General features: G+C 51.7%; 9 protein-coding genes, 2 tRNA genes, 3 rRNA genes and 7 pseudogenes. 5 read left to right on the forward strand and 16 right to left on the reverse strand.

The genetic code is table 11. The features are described 5' to 3' along the window. Positions 1-298: 298 nt before the first annotated feature. Positions 299-472 (forward strand): annotated as a pseudogene (locus tag GPOALKHO_RS05550) (DeoR family transcriptional regulator); the annotation flags it as partial. Between the two features lie 42 nt (positions 473-514). Here the strand turns inward: GPOALKHO_RS05550 and GPOALKHO_RS05555 are convergent. Further along, a pseudogene (locus GPOALKHO_RS05555) lies at positions 515-1738 on the reverse strand (translational GTPase TypA); the annotation flags it as partial. Between the two features lie 356 nt (positions 1739-2094). On the opposite strand from GPOALKHO_RS05555, the gene glnA reads away from it, so the two are divergent. Both glnA and glnL read left to right on the forward strand, forming a co-directional pair. Then, positions 2095-3513, forward strand: coding sequence for a glutamate--ammonia ligase (glnA, locus tag GPOALKHO_RS05560; RefSeq protein WP_406701620.1), 1419 nt, complete (start codon positions 2095-2097; stop codon positions 3511-3513). A 75-nt stretch (positions 3514-3588) separates the two neighbouring features. After that, positions 3589-3974: pseudogene (gene glnL / locus GPOALKHO_RS05565) on the forward strand (two-component system sensor histidine kinase NtrB); the annotation flags it as partial. 218 nt (positions 3975-4192) lie between these two features. Here the strand turns inward: glnL and GPOALKHO_RS05570 are convergent. Further along, positions 4193-4348: a GTPase-activating protein gene (locus GPOALKHO_RS05570; RefSeq protein WP_406703403.1), complete on the reverse strand. Its 156-nt coding sequence runs from the start codon at positions 4346-4348 to the stop codon at positions 4193-4195. A gap of 472 nt (positions 4349-4820) precedes the next feature. On the opposite strand from GPOALKHO_RS05570, the gene yihA reads away from it, so the two are divergent. Then, positions 4821-5465, forward strand: a complete 645-nt coding sequence (gene yihA, locus GPOALKHO_RS05575; RefSeq protein ID WP_406701621.1) for a ribosome biogenesis GTP-binding protein YihA/YsxC — start codon at positions 4821-4823, stop codon at positions 5463-5465. An 87-nt stretch (positions 5466-5552) separates the two neighbouring features. On the opposite strand, the gene polA is transcribed toward yihA, so the two are convergent. The 9 genes and pseudogenes from polA to GPOALKHO_RS05620 form a co-directional block, all read right to left on the reverse strand. Continuing rightward, positions 5553-8339 carry a DNA polymerase I gene (gene polA, locus GPOALKHO_RS05580; protein ID WP_406701622.1) on the reverse strand — a complete coding sequence of 929 codons (2787 nt, stop codon included), beginning with the start codon at positions 8337-8339 and terminating at the stop codon, positions 5553-5555. A gap of 411 nt (positions 8340-8750) precedes the next feature. Further along, complete coding sequence (gene dsbA, locus GPOALKHO_RS05585; RefSeq protein WP_406701623.1) at positions 8751-9374, reverse strand: thiol:disulfide interchange protein DsbA; 624 nt, start codon at positions 9372-9374, stop codon at positions 8751-8753. Positions 9375-9679: 305 nt separating this feature from the next. Further along, entirely contained in the window at positions 9680-10111 is a 432-nt protein-coding gene (locus GPOALKHO_RS05590; RefSeq protein ID WP_406701624.1) for a hypothetical protein, read from the reverse strand. 86 nt (positions 10112-10197) lie between these two features. Then, positions 10198-10426, reverse strand: a pseudogene (locus tag GPOALKHO_RS05595) (DUF1040 family protein). 811 nt (positions 10427-11237) lie between these two features. After that, positions 11238-11354: ribosomal RNA gene (rrf, locus tag GPOALKHO_RS05600) — 5S ribosomal RNA — on the reverse strand. A 222-nt stretch (positions 11355-11576) separates the two neighbouring features. Next, positions 11577-14485: ribosomal RNA gene (locus GPOALKHO_RS05605) — 23S ribosomal RNA — on the reverse strand. Between the two features lie 358 nt (positions 14486-14843). Further along, positions 14844-14919 (reverse strand) — tRNA-Ala (locus GPOALKHO_RS05610). Positions 14920-15092: 173 nt separating this feature from the next. Then, a tRNA-Ile gene (locus tag GPOALKHO_RS05615) sits at positions 15093-15169 on the reverse strand. Positions 15170-15240: 71 nt separating this feature from the next. Then, positions 15241-16782, reverse strand: a 16S ribosomal RNA gene (locus GPOALKHO_RS05620). The 16S, 23S and 5S rRNA genes sit together here with 2 tRNA genes alongside, the layout of an rRNA operon. A gap of 418 nt (positions 16783-17200) precedes the next feature. Between GPOALKHO_RS05620 and GPOALKHO_RS05625 the strand changes: the two are divergent. Beyond that, positions 17201-17943: pseudogene (locus tag GPOALKHO_RS05625) on the forward strand (phosphoribosylamine--glycine ligase); the annotation flags it as partial. Between the two features lie 148 nt (positions 17944-18091). Here the strand turns inward: GPOALKHO_RS05625 and GPOALKHO_RS05630 are convergent. The 5 genes and pseudogenes from GPOALKHO_RS05630 to GPOALKHO_RS05650 form a co-directional block, all read right to left on the reverse strand. After that, positions 18092-18232, reverse strand: coding sequence for a hypothetical protein (locus tag GPOALKHO_RS05630; RefSeq protein WP_406701626.1), 141 nt, complete (start codon positions 18230-18232; stop codon positions 18092-18094). Between the two features lie 108 nt (positions 18233-18340). Beyond that, on the reverse strand, positions 18341-18613 hold the full coding sequence (hupA, locus tag GPOALKHO_RS05635; protein WP_025246531.1) for a nucleoid-associated protein HU-alpha: 273 nt from the start codon (positions 18611-18613) through the stop codon (positions 18341-18343). A gap of 185 nt (positions 18614-18798) precedes the next feature. Next, positions 18799-19381, reverse strand: a pseudogene (locus GPOALKHO_RS05640) (YjaG family protein). An 11-nt stretch (positions 19382-19392) separates the two neighbouring features. Next, complete coding sequence (locus tag GPOALKHO_RS05645; protein WP_406701628.1) at positions 19393-19524, reverse strand: hypothetical protein; 132 nt, start codon at positions 19522-19524, stop codon at positions 19393-19395. Positions 19525-19535: 11 nt separating this feature from the next. After that, positions 19536-20049 (reverse strand): annotated as a pseudogene (locus tag GPOALKHO_RS05650) (endonuclease V); the annotation flags it as partial. Positions 20050-20053 lie beyond the last annotated feature (4 nt).

Consider the following 20053-nt stretch of genomic DNA (forward strand, 5'->3'; position numbering starts at 1 on the left):
GGTTACCTATTATCACTTATTAACAAGCAATAATATTAAGCTAAAACATTCGCGCTGCCCTCTACTCGTGGTAAGGCAGCGCTGGACTATCCACGCTTGCGTCCTGACCATATGGGCTGAAAACAACTGGAAAATCATATGGATAGTGAAGAGTCGCGGTTTGCGTGGTATAGCCATTGCGGATAATATCCTCGCAATGGCCTATCTAGCACATTGATTTGGGTTGGCGCGCGATGGCCTAAAGCGCGACGCCGCATTGGCGACCCAGGCCCCTATTTCAGCAACAGCGAGTATTTCCATGGAAATGCGGCGTGAAGAACGGATTAATAGACTACGATAGGCGCTAAAGCGAACGGACAAACTGCATCTGAAAGATGCCGCCGCGCTCTTTGGCATTTCCGAGATAACTGTCCGCCGGAATTTAAGCGATGAATCGACGTCGGTGATTCTGCGCGTCGGCTATGTGGTCAGCGCCGTACAACAACGACTTCCGCGCCGTCTGTACACAGAGCCGAGCCACTACCTTACCATGGCTGTTGGAGATCAGCAAGCCGTTCTGGCGCTGGCCAATTTCCCCAGGGCGCGCGTCGTCGCAGTGGCTAAAGAGAAATATAACAAGTTCCGTGCTAGAGATCATGGTCAGAAAATCAGTACGAAAACTCATCAGCCCCGGCTGGGAATTACGTAATCCAGACGGATACAGCCTTTGTTATCCGGCAGCATGTCACGCATCTCGCCTTTACGGATGCCCATGGCTTTCATGACCGGCACCTAATGCTGCTCTTAATATCCAGCGTCATCGACTCAAATGGCTCCTGCTTAGCGCCATTAATAGCACGAAAATGTTCCACGCGCTACGCCACGGTTGTGCACCAATTCTTTATTCAAACGCTCTATAATCTAGCGGGAGGTAACGTATTTCCATTCTTTGCCGCACGCAGAACGGCGAGGTATTGACACCGAACGACATGGAGACGGTCGGTTCGTCAACCGTCAGTGGCAGCAGCGCTTCAAAATGGTATCGGAGACATTCAACTCACCCAGCTCTGTGATCGTGATGATATCGCTGGTTTCCGCCAGTGTAGCTTCAATATTCTGCAGACCTATATGGCTGGAACCTGGCCTACTTTACCATTGCGGGTTTGCCTTCGCTGTTCACCACTGTCACGTTCTAGTGGGGCTGGGTTTCACAAAACCGCGTTTAATGCGGCCGACGCCGATAACGCTACGCAGCTGTTGTAGTCAAGTTGGAAGATCTGCATCTGGAACGGTCTGTCGACGTCAATCTTTAGCACCTCGACGTTTTCACGATGGATTCAAGCAGCGGGCCATGTCGTCAGCTATCTCTTCATGTTCCAGACCGGCAATACCGTTCAGCGCGGATGAGTAGATGATCGGAAGGTCGAACTGCCGGTAGTGTCCGGGTTGATAAACAGATCGAAGACCTAATCCTAATCTACCGCCCAGTCGGGTTGCGCACCAGGGCGATCAGCTTTGTGACGACCAAGACAGGTTTCAGACAATAGGCTAACGCTTTCTGCCGCGTCACGAAGCGGGTCTGCGGTATCGGACCACTATGGCATCGAGAAGCAATACCGAGTAACCATCGACGACATCACACGTACTCAACTGCGCCGCTGAATACGGTAGTTGATAGCGGTATTTTAGCGAGAATGGTAATCCCACTCCATGCTCTTTCCCCAAATCGTTGGGAGTCCATTACGCGTTCGGTTGCATCGTTGCAGTCACTGAGCGAAAATAGCATGTAGTGGTACACGTATTAGGCGAGGAACTAAATCAAGATCCTCCGTCCTTCTTGGTGATTGCGTCATTTCGCGTTCCGCCCCGCTCCGTGAAATCTCATCCCGCCTATCCCATGCACTAAAATAGTGCCCACCTGTTCGTCAAATGCACTAAGATGGATCAATCCGACCAATCTGGCGAAGCCACACGTGCAGAAAATGACGGCGACGTAGCGTTTCGCACTGATTTGGAATGTTGGCACAGTTTTAGCTTTAAACCATATAAACCAGAAAATCCGACCATAGAAATTCGTTCCACGACAACAAGCAACATCTCGGGGGAATATAAGTTATGTCCGTTGAACAAGTCATGTCGATGCTTAAAGAGCATGAAGTAAAATTCGTCGACTTACGTTTCACCGACACCAAAGGTAAAGAGCAGCACGTTACCATTCCTGCACCGGTCAAAAAGGAGGAGGTGGATGACTTCTTTGAAGAGGGAAAGATGTTCGACGGCTCCTCCATCGGCGGCTGGAAAGGCATTAACGAATCCGACATGGTCTTGATGCCCGACGCATCTTCTGCCGTGATGGATCCGTTTTATGAAGAATCGACGCTCATTATCCGCTGCGACATCCTTGAGCCGGCAACCATGCACGGCTACGATCGCGATCCTCGCTCTATCGCCAAGCGTGCGGAATATTTTCTGAAATCTTCCGGCATTGCCGATCAGGTGCTGTTTGGACCGGAGCCGGAATTCTTTCTGTTCGATGACATCCGTTTCGGTACCTCTGTTTCCGGCTCGCATGTGGTAATCGACGATATCGAAGCGGCTTGGAACACCAGTAAAACTTATGAAGGCGGCAACAAAGGCCACCGTCCTGGCGTGAGGGGTGGTTATTTCCCGGTGCCGCCGGTAGATTCCTCGCAGGATCTGCGCTCAACCATGTGCTTGACCATGGCGGAAATGGGCCTGGTCGTGGAAGCGCACCATCACGAAGTGGCTACTGCCGGCCAGAATGAAGTAGCTACCCGCTTCAACACCCTTACCAAAAAAGCCGATGAAATCCAGATCTACAAATATGTCGTACATAACGTTGCCCGCGCATTCGGTAAAACCGCGACCTTTATGCCCAAGCCGATTTTCAGCGATAACGGTTCCGGCATGCACTGCCATATGTCACTGAGCAAAGACGGCAATAACCTGTTTTCCGGCGATAAGTACGGCGGCCTGTCTGGAGCGGCTCTATTCTATATCGGCGGCGTTATCAAGCATGCTAAAGCCATCAATGCCCTGACCAACCCGACCACAAACTCCTACAAGCGCCTGGTCCCGGGTTATGAAGCACCGGTCATGCTGGCTTATTCCGCTCGCAACCGCTCCGCCTCCATCCGTATTCCGGTGGTTGACAGCCCGAAAGCACGCCGTATCGAAGTGCGCTTCCCGGATCCTGCCGCTAACCCGTATCTGGCGTTCTCCGCGCTTCTTATGGCCGGCCTGGACGGTATCATCAACAAAATCCATCCCGGCGACGCCATGGATAAGAACCTTTACAATCTGCCGCCGGAAGAAGCCAGCGAAATTCCAACCGTAGCTGGCTCTCTTGAAGAAGCATTGAATGCCATGGATGTGGATCGCGAGTTCCTGACCCGCGGCGGCGTATTCACCGACGATACCATCGATGCCTATATCGCGCTACGCACGGAAGAAAATGATCGCGTACGCATGATACCGCACCCGGTAGAATTCGAGCTGTACTACAGCGTTTAATTGCCCGAGCTTCTGTTGTTGTGGAAACTTTTACGGAAAACTTGGCGCGCAGCCATGCACAATCACTGATAACCGATGCCAGAAGCTGGGCAGATCTTTAATTCTCTCATCACGAGTATTTTGCTGCTGGATAATAATCTGGCGGCGCACTACGTGAACCCGATGGCGTAGCAGTTGCTGGCGCAAAGCTCACGTAAGCTGTTCGGCACACCTCTGCCCAGCAGAGGCTGCCCGGAAGAGACTATTCTGATTGAGCTGGCGCCGATGGATAATCAACGCCGTCTTAGCCAAGAACAGTTCCAGCATGCCCAACAGGTCGTGGCGCGGGATCTACTAGTGCGCAGCCAGCCTGGGATGCACGTGTACAAAGTATTCATCAAGTCTGCGGAATCAAGTCTGCAGACAGAACGTTTAAGCGGGTGTCGCTTGAAATGCCGGATAATGTTACCCTGGTGAGGGACCAGATCCCAGCTTGCCGGAGTTGACCCACGATCTAGATCAGATGGAGCAGGTATTGCTGAATATCACCCACAACTCGCTACAGATGTTGTGGAGGAGGGCGGCACATTACCCCAGAACACGTACCGCCTTCCAGCTAGCGCTCGGCTTGGACACGGTTTTAATGCGGTTATGTGCGCTGTGCTCATCAATTCATTGCATTAATCTGTCGTCCGCACTCTCATGACGTCCCTTTTCTCCTGATGGCGGAAGGGGGTGATTTATCACCCGTGGAGACTGAAGAAAGGGCCTCATCCTGCTCAAGACGCCGCAATAAGGTATCCAGACAGTCGTCATTCTCCAAACACGCCAACTCCTGTTCGGTCGTTTCCCACAGCTTTGGTAACTACGGCGCTGATACAAGAGATTTGGGTTGGACCATTCTTCCCTCAGCTGTCAGCAGCACGAGTTTTTCGCCGATACGGCTACCCCGCGGCGTACGGGCATTTGGCGCACAGCCACCGCCCTGACTACGTGAACCAGTGGGGCCAGCTCACGACGTTTTTCTGTTGCTTATGCCTCACATCCTTCGAGATTTCAACTCTTCCGGGCTTTTACGTACGCTGCTTTTCGCGTGTCCTTCGGACTGACCACGGCCGTCTCATGCTGATGAATTCATAATATTGGCTCTTTTGGCTCTTGGGTAAAGGTAATGACGTCTACCGTAACGGCCGTTGCGGCGAGATCTATCAAAAAAACCGTGCAAGAAAAAAGATGACCGCGCCCGTGAGCGAAGATAAAAAACGCATTCCGGTACATAACCGATATAATTGTCGTTAATATGCCCAACTCCGGAGAAGAGTGTACCATTGACCAAATCTTATAACTACCAGGCAACCCATTTCGTGACCAGCGCACCGGATATTCGTCATTTGCCGATCGACAGCGGGATCGAAGTCGCCTTTGCTGGGCGTTCAAACGCCGGCAAATCCAGCGCGCTTAACGCCCTGACCAACCAAAAAAACTTGGCTAGGACCAGTAAGACCCCTGGACGCACCCAGCTTATCAACCTGTTTGAGGTGGAGCCGGGCATCCGGCTGGTGGATCTTCCCGGCTATGGCTATGCCGAAGTGCCAGAAGAGTTAAAACGCAAGTGGCAGCGTGCCCTGGGCGAATATCTGCAAAAGCGCGACAGCCTCAAAGGGCTAGTAGTATTGATGGATATCCGCCACCCGATGAAAGATCTCGACCAGCAAATGGTGCAGTGGGCGGTGGATGCCAATATTCCGGGTCTTGTCCTGCTTACCAAAGCCGATAAACTGGCTTCCAGCGTGCGTAACGCGCGGTTAAGTCAAGTGCGCGAAGCGGTGCTGGCATTCATGGGTGATGTCGAGATTGAAACATTCTCGTCGCTGAAAAAACAGGGCGTGGATAAACTGCAGCAGAAACTTGACGCATGGTTTAGCGTCATCCCGCCAGCAAATAACGCCAGAAGCGCCAAGAATTTTTTGTAGTTTACTTTCACCTTTCACGTGTAAGGAGTGCTCATTGCATCACTCTTTAATGTAGCTTAATTACAAAAGTGCTTAGTCATTCGCCACTTAGTGAGCTTGGTCCCAGTTTTCACCGACCCCCACATCTACCTGTAACGGCACATCCAGCGTAAAACACCCCTCCATCAACGTCTTAATCCGCGCTTTAGAGCTCTCTACCGCATCCCTTTTCACCTCAAACACCAACTCATCATGAACCTGCATAATCATGCGAACCGGCGGCGCCTCCTGCTGCAACCAGCTATCAATCGCAATCATCGCCCGTTTGATGATATCGGCGGCGGTGCCCTGCATAGGTGCATTAATGGCCGCGCGCTCCGCACCTTTCTTACGCACGCCGTTGCGCGAGTGAATATCCGGCAAATAAAGTCGTCGCCCATCCAGGGTGGCAACATAACCCCGATCGGTCGCCTGCCTGCGAATGCGTTCCATATAGTCCCAAACGCCGGGGTATCGCTCGAAATAAAGATTCATATATTTCTGTGCTTTCGAGCGCGGCACTGACAACTGGCGTGCCAGACCAAAGGCGCTCATGCCGTAAATCAGACCAAAGTTGATAGCCTTGGCGCTGCGGCGTTGATCCTGTGTCACCTCCTCCAGCGGCAACCCGAAGACCTCGGCGGCAGTGACGCGGTGAATATCCTTGCCGACGGCAAAGGCGTTCAGCAATCCTGGATCGCGCGCGAGATGCGCCATAAGGCGCAGTTCAATCTGCGAATAGTCCGCCGCCACAATAAACGCATCCGGAGGCGCGATAAACGCCTGGCGTATGCGCCGTCCCTCATCATTACGCACCGGAATATTTTGCAGGTTCGGATCGCTAGAGGATAGTCGTCCGGTAGCGGTAATGGCCTGATGATAGGAGGTATGCACACGTTTCGATACCGGGTTGATCATCTGCGGTAGTTTATCGGTATAGGTGGATTTAAGCTTGGCCAGGCCGCGGTATTCCAAAATCAACCTCGGCAGCGGATAATCTAGCGCCAGCTCCGCCAGCACCTCTTCATTGGTGGAGGGGGCACCGCCTGGCGTTTTTTTCAGCACAGGCAGTTTCTGTTTATCGTATAAAATCATCTGCAGCTGTTTGGTAGAGGAAAGATTGAACGGTTTTTCAGCCAGTTGATGTGCTTCCCGCTCCAGCGTTTCCAGACGTTTAGCTAACTCCACCGAGTGCGCGGCGAGAATGTTTTTGTCAATCAGCACGCCGGTGCGCTCAATACGCGATAGAACAGGCACCAGCGGCATTTCAATTTCCTGAAAAACCTTTTGCAGCTCCGGCACTTGCTTAATGCGCGGCCACAGCGTCTGATGCAAACGCAGCGTTATATCGGCGTCTTCGGCGGCATAGGGGGCGGCCTGTTCCAAAGCGATCTGGTTAAACGTCAACTGATTGCACCCTTTACCCGCGATCTCCTCAAAGCTCACGGTGATGTGTTGTAAAAAACGATCCACCAGGCTGCTCATATCGTGGCGGCCAGCGACGCTGTCCAGCACGTAGGATTCCAGCATAGTATCGAATGCGATTCCGGCCAACTCAATGTCATATCGTTTTAATACCCCGCGATCGAATTTGAGGTTCTGGCCGATTTTGCCGATACTGGCATCTTCCAGCACTGGTTTCAACAATGCCAGCACTGCCGCGCGATCAAGCTGGTTCGGCGCATCCAGATAGTTATGCCCCATCGGCAGATAGGCGGCTTCACCCGGCTTCACGGCAAAGGACAGCCCTACCAAATTGGCGGTCAGCGTATCCAGCCCATCGGTTTCGGTATCGAAGGCGAACAGGCCGGCGCAACGAATAGCGGTAATCCACTGCTCAAGCGTCGTCATGTCATAAATGATTTGATAACCGTCTTTTATCCGTGCCTCAGTTGGCATCTCCGCTGCGGCCTGGCGAGGCGCGGTAAAGGGCGAAGGCGGCGCGACGGTGCTCTTGCGGCCCTGTAGACGCTTACCCGTTTCTAGGTCGCTCAGCCAATGTTTGAATTCATAACGCTGAAACAACAGCATCAGCGCTTCGGTCTCGGGCTCTTTAACTGTTAGCTGGTCATAGGGTAAATCCAGCGCCACATCGGTTTTAATCGTCGCCAACTGGTAGGAGAGGAAAGCCATCTCTCGGTGCTGCTCGAGTTTGGCGGCCATGGTTTTGGCGCCGCGGAAGCTCAAGGTGCTGATGCTATCAAGCTGTTGATACAGGGTTTCCAGCCCCCCTACCCTCTGCAATAGTGCCTGCGCGATTTTTGCCCCCACTCCCGGCACGCCTGGAATATTATCCGAACTATCGCCCATCAGTGCCAGATAGTCTGTAATAAGCTTGGGCGGCACGCCGAATTTCAATTGTACCTCTTGCGGACCAAGGATGGTGCTCGACATGGTATTGATCAGGGTGATTTTGGACGATACCAGCTGCGCCATATCTTTATCACCAGTGCTTATCAACACGTCGCGGCCGTCGCGCGCCGCCGCCAGCGCCAGCGTACCGATAACATCATCGGCCTCGACGCCACTGATAGCCAGTAGCGGCAGCCCCATCGCCTTGACCATCTCACGCAGCGGCGCTATCTGGCCGCGCAGAGCGTCTGGCATGGGCGGCCTGTGGGATTTGTAATGCTCAAACAATTCATCGCGAAAGGTTTTGCCCTTGGCATCAAACACCACCGCCACATGGCTTGGTCGGTATTGCACCAGCAGGCTTTTAAGCATATTCAATACGCCGTACATCGCCCCCGTGGCTTCCCCCCCACTGTTGGTCAGCGGCGGGAAAGCATGATAGGCGCGGTAAAGGTAAGAAGAACCATCCACTAGAATTAATGGGTTTTCTGCGATTTGAACCATGGTGTATTCGTTCTTTTTAGTCAGCAAACACAAGGAGTAGCATGTCATAGCCGGCAGACGGAGATGATGATTAGTATAGCATAAGTATTAAATACCGTGTAAGGAAAATACCGGGAATGCGGCGAGATCCATAGGATCATATTGTGGATAACTTTGTGAGTAAAATTATAGTTTTTATTAACAGTCGCGATATTTGCGAAGCTTCTAAATAAAAAGTTTTATATCAATTTTTAACTCATTAACCTGTCAATGGCAAAATTCATCACAAGGATATTACCATTGTGGATATAAACCTGCCATGGCCCGTTGCGGATAAAGGAATTATCCTCTAATAGATTAAGGAGATACCACGATTTCTATTGACGTCAGAAAGGACAACGCCAGCGTTGTGTTTCCACCCGTAGGCGGATATTACCCTTGACTAAGAAGAAATTTCACAACATCGGCGAATTGTTTGGTGTAAGCGTCCATCGATGACATATCCAATCCGTCATTCTTCACCATATATTTACCATTGACGAACATTGCCGGTACACTGCGCAATTGTAAATCGGCGTCCGCTTTCTTCTGCTGCACGACTAAGGATTTCACCACAAAGCTGTTCCAGGCGAAATCATATTCCTCCTCGCTGACGCCCGCTTTAACGAAGAGCGCGCGAACGTCATCCGGCGTTTGAATCACCTTCGTTTTCTGTAGGCCATCAAACAGTAGCGGGCTGACTTTATCTTCTACTCCAAGCGCCATGGCTACCGCCCAGGCCTGGGTGAGCTGTTTACCCATCGGCCCCAAGAAGTCCACGTGATATTTGGTCATTTTAGTTCCTGCCGGCAGCGCTTTGTTTACCTTACTAGAAATGTGATAGACTTGCTCGAATTGATAACAGTGCGGGCAATAAAACGAGAAAAACTCTAGCACCTGGTGTTTACTGGTTACCGGCTTGTCGAGCTGGACATATTGTTGACCTTTAGTAAACGATGCGGCCGAGGCACTGAATGCCAACGCGGCGCCCATCAACGCAAACCATATTTTTTTCATAGACAGCCTATCTCCAAAATGAATCATTTAGGCGTAAAAGCAATCAATAGACCGGCATCAACTGCAGAGAAGGTTGTCGCAGGACTGTTCGATGAATAGCACAGTTGATTGCAACCAAAATTCCGTCTCAACCATACGGGAAATTATGCTGAGAAACCGAATCGCTCCAGCGACGACTAACACAGACTAGATAATGGATCATCTGCATTACGGCTCAATAAGCGTCGGCTACCGATAAATCTATAAATTCAGCATAAGCGTCCAACAACAGCGACAATTAATACAGTCTGTCGTGAAGATCGCCGTTAATAAGCAGCATCTAGAGATCTTGGACAGATGGGCCTTACGGGCATCGTTGAGATCAACCAATGTCTGGTGGTCGCGCCACAAGATGTTGCACCTACGCTATGAGCTAGTCGCATGCCTGTAAAAATATCGCTTATCGCTTTCTGTCGGCCAGAGGTGGGGGTACTGTTTTCCAGCTTGCGGCGCAGCAACGTCAGATATTCTTTCAGTCCCATGGTCGGGTGTGCGCTAAAATAGCGGCTGCCGTTGTATCGATGAATACGGTCAAGAAACACCCTACTGGTCTTCGTTATCCTGCTCAAAAGCCCACCCACCAACACTGGTGAACAGGAGGCAATAGTAGCCAAGATGTTGTGCAGTGTTATATTATTAATGACCAGCGGCGCTACATCCACGACCAGTATTTCGGCCTCCGCAAGCTCTTGCACCAACTGGTGCTCTTCTAAAATTTGCTCGCCAGTGTTCGGTGCGGTAGAATTTCACCGTATAACCGCTTTCTCTCTTCGTTCTGTGCTCATCACCCACTGCTTAGCCAAGCTTGCTCTTTGATAATACCGCAGGCGCGCAAAATGGCCGTTTTAAACCCTTCTTCATAATCTTTTGCTAGCCCGGGAATTGCATCCGTTTTATCGCTGCCACGCATTTTCAAATGATAGATCAGAATATCATCGGTTAGGCCGCTCAAATCGTCCTACACAGGCGAGACGTAACAGCGCCACTAATTCATTAACGCAATGGCATTTCATGATGCCTTCCTTAGTGAACGTCTAACAGTACTGTAGCAAGATTCGCGAACGAGGATAAACAGCATTATCCTACATTCGCTAATATATTGTGGCGGTGAAGATAAAGGCCTGCTGCAAATCAATCATAAGCCATTATGCCGTCGCGCTTTGACGCCAGCGCTAGAGGCGTTTCTACACTACGGAGGGGCCGTTCAGGCCTTATTCACGCTCTCGGCACAGCGAGTGGTTTTAACACTTCCCGGTACGAATCTCAATACACTGAAGGATCTTAACCTGTGGTCACATGGGTAATTGCCATGACCATGCCCCTCCATCGCTGGGCCATCGCGCCTATAGTGGTATCGGTAGTTATACGCTATGGAGGGCCGGCGCGCAGCAGACGATGGTGGCCAGTGCGGAGCGCTGGGCGCCGATGACTGAAAACGTACCGGCGTAGATGCCTTCTCTAGTCTGGTTAGCCAATCAGATGGATCCGTTGCTGCACGATGTGATCTTGGTAAAAGGCTTCAAGAATGAGCCGGTCAGTAAATATGTTCCTCGAACGGCATATCATTGCGGTCACCAGCAATATGGCATTGGACTGTACGCTTCTGCAGCTAGATATTAATCAGCTTATCGGATCGCCCCTTTTATCATGACCTGTTCAGGGCGAACGTAAGCTTGTCGTCACTGGGGGCGCTTGTGAATCAATTATTGCCACTGAGCTCACTCATCGGGAATATAGCCCTGCCTTCCCGGCCTTGACTGTGGCAACGTTTGCTTCTTTGACAAGAAAAGCCCTCTGCGTGAGCGGAGGGCTTTTAAAATGGATACCTGGCAGTTTCCTACTCTCGCATGGGGAAAACCCCACACTACCATCGGCGCTACGGCGTTTCACTTCTGAGTTCGGCATGGGGTCAGGTGGGACCACCGCGCTAGTGTCGCCAGGCAAATTCGTTGTCTGCACCGCTTTCGCCGTACGGAGGGCTCCGGGCTCTGGCTACCCAACCCTCACTTACGTGATCATCGGGCGTTATCCGGAACATCACTGATGGTGTCTCGTGTCTTGTCTCTTAGCACATGAGCGACCACATTTTGCCTGCATTTGCTGCAGGTGTTGGTGGTATTACCTGCACTTTTGTGGCTCGCTCTCAAACAGCTCAGGTGTTGTAAGGTTAAGTCTCACGGGTCATTAGTATCGGTTAGCTCAACGCCTCGCAGCGCTTACACACCCGACCTATCAACGTCATCGTCTTTAACGTCCCTTCAGGAGGCTCTAGACCTCAGGGAAGACTCATCTTGAGGCAAGTTTCCCGCTTAGATGCTTTCAGCGGTTATCTCTTCCGCACGTAGTTACCGGGCAATACCATTGGCATGACAACCCGAACACCAGTGGTGCGTCCACTCCGGTCCTCTCGTACTAGGAGCAGCCCCTCTCAATCTTCCAGCGCCCACGGCAGATAGGGACCGAACTGTCTCACGACGTTCTAAACCCAGCTCGCGTACCACTTTAAATGGCGAACAGCCATACCCTTGGGACCTACTTCAGCCCCAGGATGTGATGAGCCGACATCGAGGTGCCAAACACCGCCGTCGATATGAACTCTTGGGCGGTATCAGCCTGTTATCCCCGGAGTACCTTTTATTCGTTGAGCGATGGCCCTTCCATGCAGAACCACCGGATCACTAAGACCTGCTTTCGCACCTGCTCGAGCTGTCACTCTCACAGTCAAGCTAGCTTATGCCTTTACACTAACCTCACGATGTCCGACCGTGATTAGCTAACCTTCGTGCTCCTCCGTTACTCTTTGGGAGGAGACCGCCCCAGTCAAACTACCTACCAGACACTGTCCTCGGTCCGGATGACGGGCCTGAGTGAGAACATCAAACATTAAAGGGTGGTATTTCAAGATTGGCTCCATGCAGACTGGCGTCCGCACTTCAAAGCCTCCCACCTATCCTACACATCAAGGCTCAATGTTCTGTGTCAAGCTATAGTAAAGGTTCACGGGGTCTTTCCGTCTTGCCGCGGGTACACCGCATCTTCACGGCGAGTTCAATTTCACTGAGTCTCGGGTGGAGACAGCCTGGCCATCATTACGCCATTCGTGCAGGTCGGAACTTACCCGACAAGGAATTTCGCTACCTTAGGACCGTTATAGTTACGGCCGCCGTTTACCGGGGCTTCGATCAAGAGCTTCTCGCAAGCGATAACCCCATCAATTAACCTTCCGGCACCGGGCAGGCGTCACACCGTATACGTCCACTTTCGTGTTTGCACAGTGCTGTGTTTTTAATAAACAGTTGCAGCCAGCTGGTATCTGCGACTGGCTTCAGCTCGGGGCGCAAGGCCCTCCACCTACACACCAGCGTGCCTTCTCCCGAAGTTACGGCACCATTTTGCCTAGTTCCTTCACCCGAGTTCTCTCAAGCGCCTTGGTATTCTCTACCTGACCACCTGTGTCGGTTTGGGGTACGATTCGATGTGACCTGGAGCTTAGAGGCTTTTCCTGGAAGCGTAGCATCAATTCCTTCACCACCGTAGTGGCTCGTCATCACGCCTCAATGTTAAGAATGAGCGGATTTGCCTGCTCATTCCACCTTCACGCTTGAACCGGGACAACCGTCCCCCGGCGAACCTAGCTTTCTCCGTCCCCCCTTCGCAGTCACACCCAGTACAGGAATATTAACCTGTTTCCCATCGACTACGCCTTTCGGCCTCGCCTTAGGGGTCGACTCACCCTGCTCCGATTAACGTTGAACAGGAACCCTTGGTCTTCCGGCGAGCGGGCTTTTCACCCGCTTTATCGTTACTTATGTCAGCATTCGCACTTCTGATACCTCCAGCAGCCCTCACAGGTCACCTTCACAGGCTTACAGAACGCTCCCCTACCCAACAACACATACGTGTCGCTGCCGCAGCTTCGGTGTATGGTTTAGCCCCGTTACATCTTCCGCGCAGGCCGACTCGACCAGTGAGCTATTACGCTTTCTTTAAATGATGGCTGCTTCTAAGCCAACATCCTGGCTGTCTGGGCCTTCCCACATCGTTTCCCACTTAACCATGACTTTGGGACCTTAGCTGGCGGTCTGGGTTGTTTCCCTCTTCACGACGGACGTTAGCACCCGCCGTGTGTCTCCCGTGATAACATTCTACGGTATTCGCAGTTTGCATCGGATTGGTAATCCGGGATGGACCCCTAGCCGAAACAGTGCTCTACCCCCGTAGATGACTTCACGAGGCGCTACCTAAATAGCTTTCGGGGAGAACCAGCTATCTCCCGGTTTGATTGGCCTTTCACCCCCAGCCACCAGTCATCCGCTAATTTTTCAACATTAGTCGGTTCGGTCCTCCAGTTAGTACTACCCAACCTTCAACCTGCCAATGGCTAGATCACCGGGTTTCGGGTCTATATCCTGCAACTAAACGCCCAGTTAAGACTCGGTTTCCCTACGGCTCCCCTATATGGTTAACCTTGCTACAGAATATAAGTCGCTGACCCATTATACAAAAGGTACGCAGTCACACCCCGAAGGATGCTCCCACTGCTTGTACGTACACGGTTTCAGGTTCTATTTCACTCCCCTTGCCGGGGTTCTTTTCACCTTTCCCTCACGGTACTGGTTCACTATCGGTCAGTCAGGAGTATTTAGCCTTGGAGGATGGTCCCCCCATCTTCAGACAGGATATCACGTGTCCCGCCCTACTCATTGAGCTCACAACAAGCGCACCTTCGGATACGGGGCTATCACCCTCTGTCGCCGGACTTTCCAGACCGTTCTCCTGATGCGCAAGCTGATGATGGCTCTGGGCTGTTCCCCATTCGCTCGCCGCTACTGGGGGAATCTCGGTTGATTTCTTTTCCTCAGGGTACTGAGATGTTTCAGTTCCCCTGGTTCGCTTCGTCAGGCTATGGATTCACCTGACGATGATGCAACGAATTGCATCGGGTTTCCCCATTCGGACATCGCCGGCTGATAACGCTTCATATCAGCTCACCGGCGCTTTTCGCAGATTAACGCGTCCTTCATCGCCTTTGACTGCCTAGGCATCCACCGTATACGCTTAGTTACTTAACCTCACAACCCTGAGCTGTCTGCATTTGGTTCGACGGTCTGCCACGACTTCCGGGCTTTCAGTCACTTGCGTCGTCTCGCTTGAGTCTCACCATACAGGCGAGACTCGGCACAGTCTGTGAGGACCGGGCTGAAACGACAGCGCCTATCGCACGACAGTGATAACGTTAAGCGTTATCTCAGGTTTGCTTACTTCGTTTGAGAGACTCACATGCTGAGCTTGCACTTCAGCATGTGTTTCAAATTTTCAGCTTATTCCGGATTGTTAAAGAGCACGATATTTCAGAGCGCGTTTATCAAACGCGCTCTGAAACAAATCAACGACAGAAAAATCGCTCATCCCACAAATACATTCCATGAATGGTGGAGCTAAGCGGGATCGAACCGCTGACCTCCTGCGTGCAAAGCAGGCGCTCTCCCAATTGAGCTATAGCCCCAAGTCGTTCATCTTGCATATGCCTGGTCTACCTGCATGCCAGGTAATGCTTCGTTCACCACAGTCAATAAACAGGGCGACAGCCAATCTTCTTTTCACCGCATGCTGAACACAGCCTGACACGTTTGCCTGACAACAACACGCTGCGGTCTCATTCATCGGGATAAGTGTAACTGGTAGGCCTGAGTGGACTTGAACCACCGACCTCACCCTTATCAGGGGTGCGCTCTAACCACCTGAGCTACAAGCCTATAGGAGGTTTCTTGCTCGTGGTAGTTATCAGACAATCTGTGTGGGCACGTCACTTAACGTATCGTTTAGGTAAGGAGGTGATCCAACCGCAGGTTCCCCTACGGTTACCTTGTTACGACTTCACCCCAGTTATGAATCACAAAGTGGTAAGCGCCCTCCCGAAGGTTAAGCTACCTACTTCTTTTGCAACCCACTCCCATGGTGTGACGGGCGGTGTGTACAAGGCCCGGGAACGTATTCACCGTGGCGTTCTGATCCACGATTACTAGCGATTCCGACTTCATGGAGTCGAGTTGCAGACTCCAATCCGGACTACGACGCACTTTATGAGGTCCGCTGACTCTCGCAAGATCGCTTCTCTTTGTATGCGCCATTGTAGCACGTGTGTAGCCCTACTCGTAAGGGCCATGATGACTTGACGTCATCCCCACCTTCCTCCGGTTTATCACCGGCAGTCTCCCTTGAGTTCCCGACCGAATCGCTGGTAACAAAGGATAAGGGTTGCGCTCGTTGCGGGACTTAACCCAACATTTCACAACACGAACTGACGACAGCCATGCAGCACCTGTCTCAGAGCTCCCGAAGGCACCTAGGCATCTCTGCCTAGTTCTCTGGATGTCAAGAGTAGGTAAGGTTCTTCGCGTTGCATCGAATTAAACCACATGCTCCACCGCTTGTGCGGGCCCCCGTCAATTCATTTGAGTTTTAACCTTGCGGCCGTACTCCCCAGGCGGTCGATTTAACGCGTTAGCTCCGAAAGCCACGGCTCAAGGCCGCAACCTTCAAATCGACATCGTTTACGGCGTGGACTACCAGGGTATCTAATCCTGTTTGCTCCCCACGCTTTCGTACCTGAGCGTCAGTCTTCGTCCAGGGGGCCGCCTTCGCCACTGGTATTCCTCCAGATCTCTACGCATTTCACCGCTACACCTGGAATTCTACCCCCCTCTACGAGACTCTAGCCTACCAGTTTCAAATGCAGTTCCCAGGTTGAGCCCGGGGATTTCACATCTGACTTAATAGACCGCCTGCGTACGCTTTACGCCCAGTAATTCCGATTAACGCTTGCACCCTCCGTATTACCGCGGCTGCTGGCACGGAGTTAGCCGGTGCTTCTTCTTCGGGTAACGTCAACAGATGGCGCTATTAACGCCATCGCCTTCCTTCCCGCTGAAAGTGCTTTACAACCCGAAGGCCTTCTTCACACACGCGGCATGACTGCATCAGGGTTTCCCCCATTGTGCAATATTCCCCACTGCTGCCTCCCGTAGGAGTCTGGACCGTGTCTCAGTTCCAGTGTGGCTGGTCATCCTCTCAGACCAGCTAGGGATCGTCGCCTAGGTGAGCCATTACCCCACCTACTAGCTAATCCCATCTGGGTTCATCCGATGGTGTGAGGCCAGAAGGTCCCCCACTTTGGTCTTGCGACGTTATGTGGTATTAGCTACCGTTTCCAGCAGTTATCCCCCTCCATCGGGCAGATCCCCAGACATTACTCACCCGTCCGCCGCTCGCCGGCAAAGAAGCAAGCTTCTTTCCGTTGCCGCTCGACTTGCATGTGTTAGGCCTGCCGCCAGCGTTCAATCTGAGCCATGATCAAACTCTTCAATTAAAAGCTTGATGCTCAAAGAATTAAAACTGGTATTCCTATGAATATTCGTTGTTCACTCTTCAAGACTTGATATTTCGTGTATCGATACTGTCTTATGAGTGCCCACACAGATTGTCTGATAAATTGTTAAAGAGCGTGTCCGGGAGGGTAATTCCTCTACCGGTACAAGTGGCGTATACTACGCTTTTCCGCTGCAGAGTCAAGCTTTTATTTAACCTTCGTGGACCGCTTGCCTCTGGCTGAGCCGGTAAGTCGCAACGACTGCTCCCGGTCAGTGGAGGCGCATTATAGGACCTTCACGACCGGTGACAAGCGCTATTTTCGCCGAATGGCGCCTTACACAAATATGTTGCGCCCGACACGCCGGCACCGTGCCGGAACCAACATTGTAAAAGTAGACATCGCCGCGACAGATATTCCGGCACTGAACTATGTGCGTCAGCGGGCCGCGCCGATCGTTATCAAAGCGGATGGTTTGGCTATGGGCACAGTTGTCGCCATAATGCTAGTGGACGCAAAATACGCTGTGAACGATATGCTGGCCGACAACGCTTTGGCGATGTGAGGTACCGTATTGTCATTGAAGAATTTCTCGACGGGTAAAGACCAGCTTTATTGTTATGGTAGACGGTGAGCATATGCCGCCAATGGCTATCAGCCAGGATCATAAACACGTAGGAGATGGGGCCAGAATACCGGCGGTGTGGCGCTTATTCACCGGCGCCGGTCGTGACCGTGAGGTCTGAAATGGATGGCGACAAAGGGGGATGTCTATGCCGGTTTTCAGCCTGATGATAAGCCATGATGGCCAGCCGAAAGTCATTGAGTTTAACTACCGCTGGCGATCCGGAAACCCAACCTATTATGTTGCGCATGCGATCCGACCTAGTCGCCTACTGCTTGGTGGCCACCGAAGGAGGTTTGGACGAGGAAACCTCCAAGTAGGATGAACGGCCGGCGCTGAGCGTGGTATTGTCGGCAGGAGGTTATCTCGGCGACTATCGTACCGAGGATGAAATCAGCGGTCTACCGACAGACGAGGTGGAAGGGGAAAATCTTTCATGCACCTGCCTACATCAGGGTAAGGTGTTGAGCAAGGGAGGCCGCGTGGAGGCGACCGTCGCCGACGCGCAGCGCCTGGCTGATTTCCAGCACACGGCGGATCTCGAATGCACACAGCGTCCACACTCGCGCTGCATGAAACTCAGCTTACCATGCTGGTCAAAGCGTAGCTGTAATGTTTTAGGTTGTTCTCCGCTTTACTGTCGGTAGATCTGACGCACCTCGTCCCGTTGATGTTCATAACGAGTCACGCCGCTGACGCGGCGTGATAGGGGCTGTAGACATTTTCAATCGTTATACGCTCGCTGGCGGTATCGTCTTCACTCCAAAGACGAACGGCGCTGCGATCGGCGATACAAGCGGTAAAATAAATACGCGCGGAGGTCATGGAAGCCGCATGCCGTCAGCATCAGAGCCATAAGCCCTATTCCACAAAGCCGTACAGACAAAAGGGCATGAGTGCCCCCTGCTTATTGTATTCACCTGAACACTGCGTTTATTTGACCGCGTCTTTCAGTGCCTTACCAGAAACAAAGGCAGGTACGTTGGCAGCTGCGATTTTGATTTCTTTGCCAGTCTGTGGATTGCGGCCAGTACGTTCGCTACGATGATTAATTTTGAAAGTGCCGAAACCAACCAATTGTACTGCATCACCCTCTTTAAGAGACTCGGTAATTGCTGCCAAAGTGGATTCCAACGCAGACTTCGCTTGTGCCTTAGAAAGATCAGCTTTATCAGCAATTACATCAATCAATTGAGTCTTGTTCATATATTATCCTTACAGTATGTTTATCGCTTGCTAAACATCAAGTGCGGCGGATATGCCGATTGATAGCACTCTCTTGCATACACGCACCTGTAGCCACTTTTCACGCCACAAATGTAGACCAGACAGGGTGCTAATGTGAAGCCTTATGGACCAACAAAACGGGTGTTAAATCACGTTTTTCTGCCTTATTGCTGCAAATTTATCCTAATATTGCTAATTCCAGCCTCGCGCAGATCAGCGCGTAATCCTTAATAAATCTAATGTCTCGTTCTTTGCTGGCCGTCAATAAACGGAAAATTTCCCATTTCATATCCCACTCCTGCTCAATGCCCGGCAATGCATTTAGTTCTTCTTCAGTCATCTTCCGTTCTGCTTGTGTCATTCCACTATCACCACACTACAAACAGATGTCTCCATTATGGTGACGGCATGCGCTAACGTTTCTCCACTTAGGCGAGAAGCGAAGAAGTTCACTTAAAGTGACATAGGCGTATATTGCGGGATAAACGCCGTAAAATTATAATCATTGGCGACCGGGATCACCTCCTCAAGTTTTTCAGCTGCAAATCGAAATTGACCTTAGCATCTTTTACTACCATCGTCTCCAAGACGAAAATGCGTCGTAAAATCGCCGCGCCGCAAAAGGCGGCTTGTAGACAAAATAGCTGATAGTTAGGATACATGCACTTTATAGAGGGAGGCCATAAACATGATATGTTGCCAGCTTTCCAGCTTTTCCAGACGCAAATGTATCGAGTTACGTAACATTGGGTGTCCCATTACTCTTTATCTTGCGCGCAGTTTACCTGAAATTTGCGCCAGACCCTATGGCGGCGGGGAAAGTCCGCTTCATCCGCCCCTACTGCCATCGCTGAAAGGCCGTGTTGTTCGATGCCATCGCATCCGCCCATCGCGTCGGCTATGACAGGGGGTAGCCGCGTATGCAAAGTTGCACCCAATGCAGGGCTAACTCAGCCCTACCCGATGCCGGTGGAAATAAACAGCGGATTACAGCGTGATTTTCTGCGCCACACCCAGGCCAGTTGCCCGCCTTTGTTCATCAGCGACTCCAGCGCCTCCTGCTCTTCCACCAGCGGCGAGAATTGACCGCATAAGCGTCGCTTAGCCACGCTGATGGCTGGATATCTACCAACAGGCCGAAAGGCTCGCTACGCCAAAACGCCGCCGAAATGTCGTGACCGTCCACCAGCAATGAATCGGGACCGTATCCAAGCTGGTCTCATATCACCAATAGTGCCGGATATTCGCGAAACGACAAAAGTCTGGAATAATAGGGTATTGTCGTGGCGACAGCGACGCCTGATATTCCAAGGGCTCAAAGCCGACATCGACGCCGGCGATAAGTGCAGACGAGGTAAAGGTGAAATCGTCGTGGCGTATAATTTTCCCGCTGTTGTTATCTGTTCGGCGTGCAGCGCT

The organism is Sodalis sp. (in: enterobacteria), assembly GCF_036327475.1.
Classification (GTDB): Bacteria; Pseudomonadota; Gammaproteobacteria; order Enterobacterales; family Enterobacteriaceae.

Excerpts from the sequence above, each read along its gene's own strand:
- glnA (WP_406701620.1), top strand. The coding sequence starts at position 2,095 with ATGTCCGTTGAACAAGTCATGTCGATGCTTAAAGAGCATGAAGTAAAA.
- polA (WP_406701622.1), bottom strand. The coding sequence starts at position 8,339 with ATGGTTCAAATCGCAGAAAACCCATTAATTCTAGTGGATGGTTCTTCT.
- dsbA (WP_406701623.1), bottom strand. The coding sequence starts at position 9,374 with ATGAAAAAAATATGGTTTGCGTTGATGGGCGCCGCGTTGGCATTCAGT.
- GPOALKHO_RS05630 (WP_406701626.1), bottom strand. The coding sequence starts at position 18,232 with ATGACCTCCGCGCGTATTTATTTTACCGCTTGTATCGCCGATCGCAGC.
- hupA (WP_025246531.1), bottom strand. The coding sequence starts at position 18,613 with ATGAACAAGACTCAATTGATTGATGTAATTGCTGATAAAGCTGATCTT.
- GPOALKHO_RS05645 (WP_406701628.1), bottom strand. The coding sequence starts at position 19,524 with ATGGGCGGATGCGATGGCATCGAACAACACGGCCTTTCAGCGATGGCA.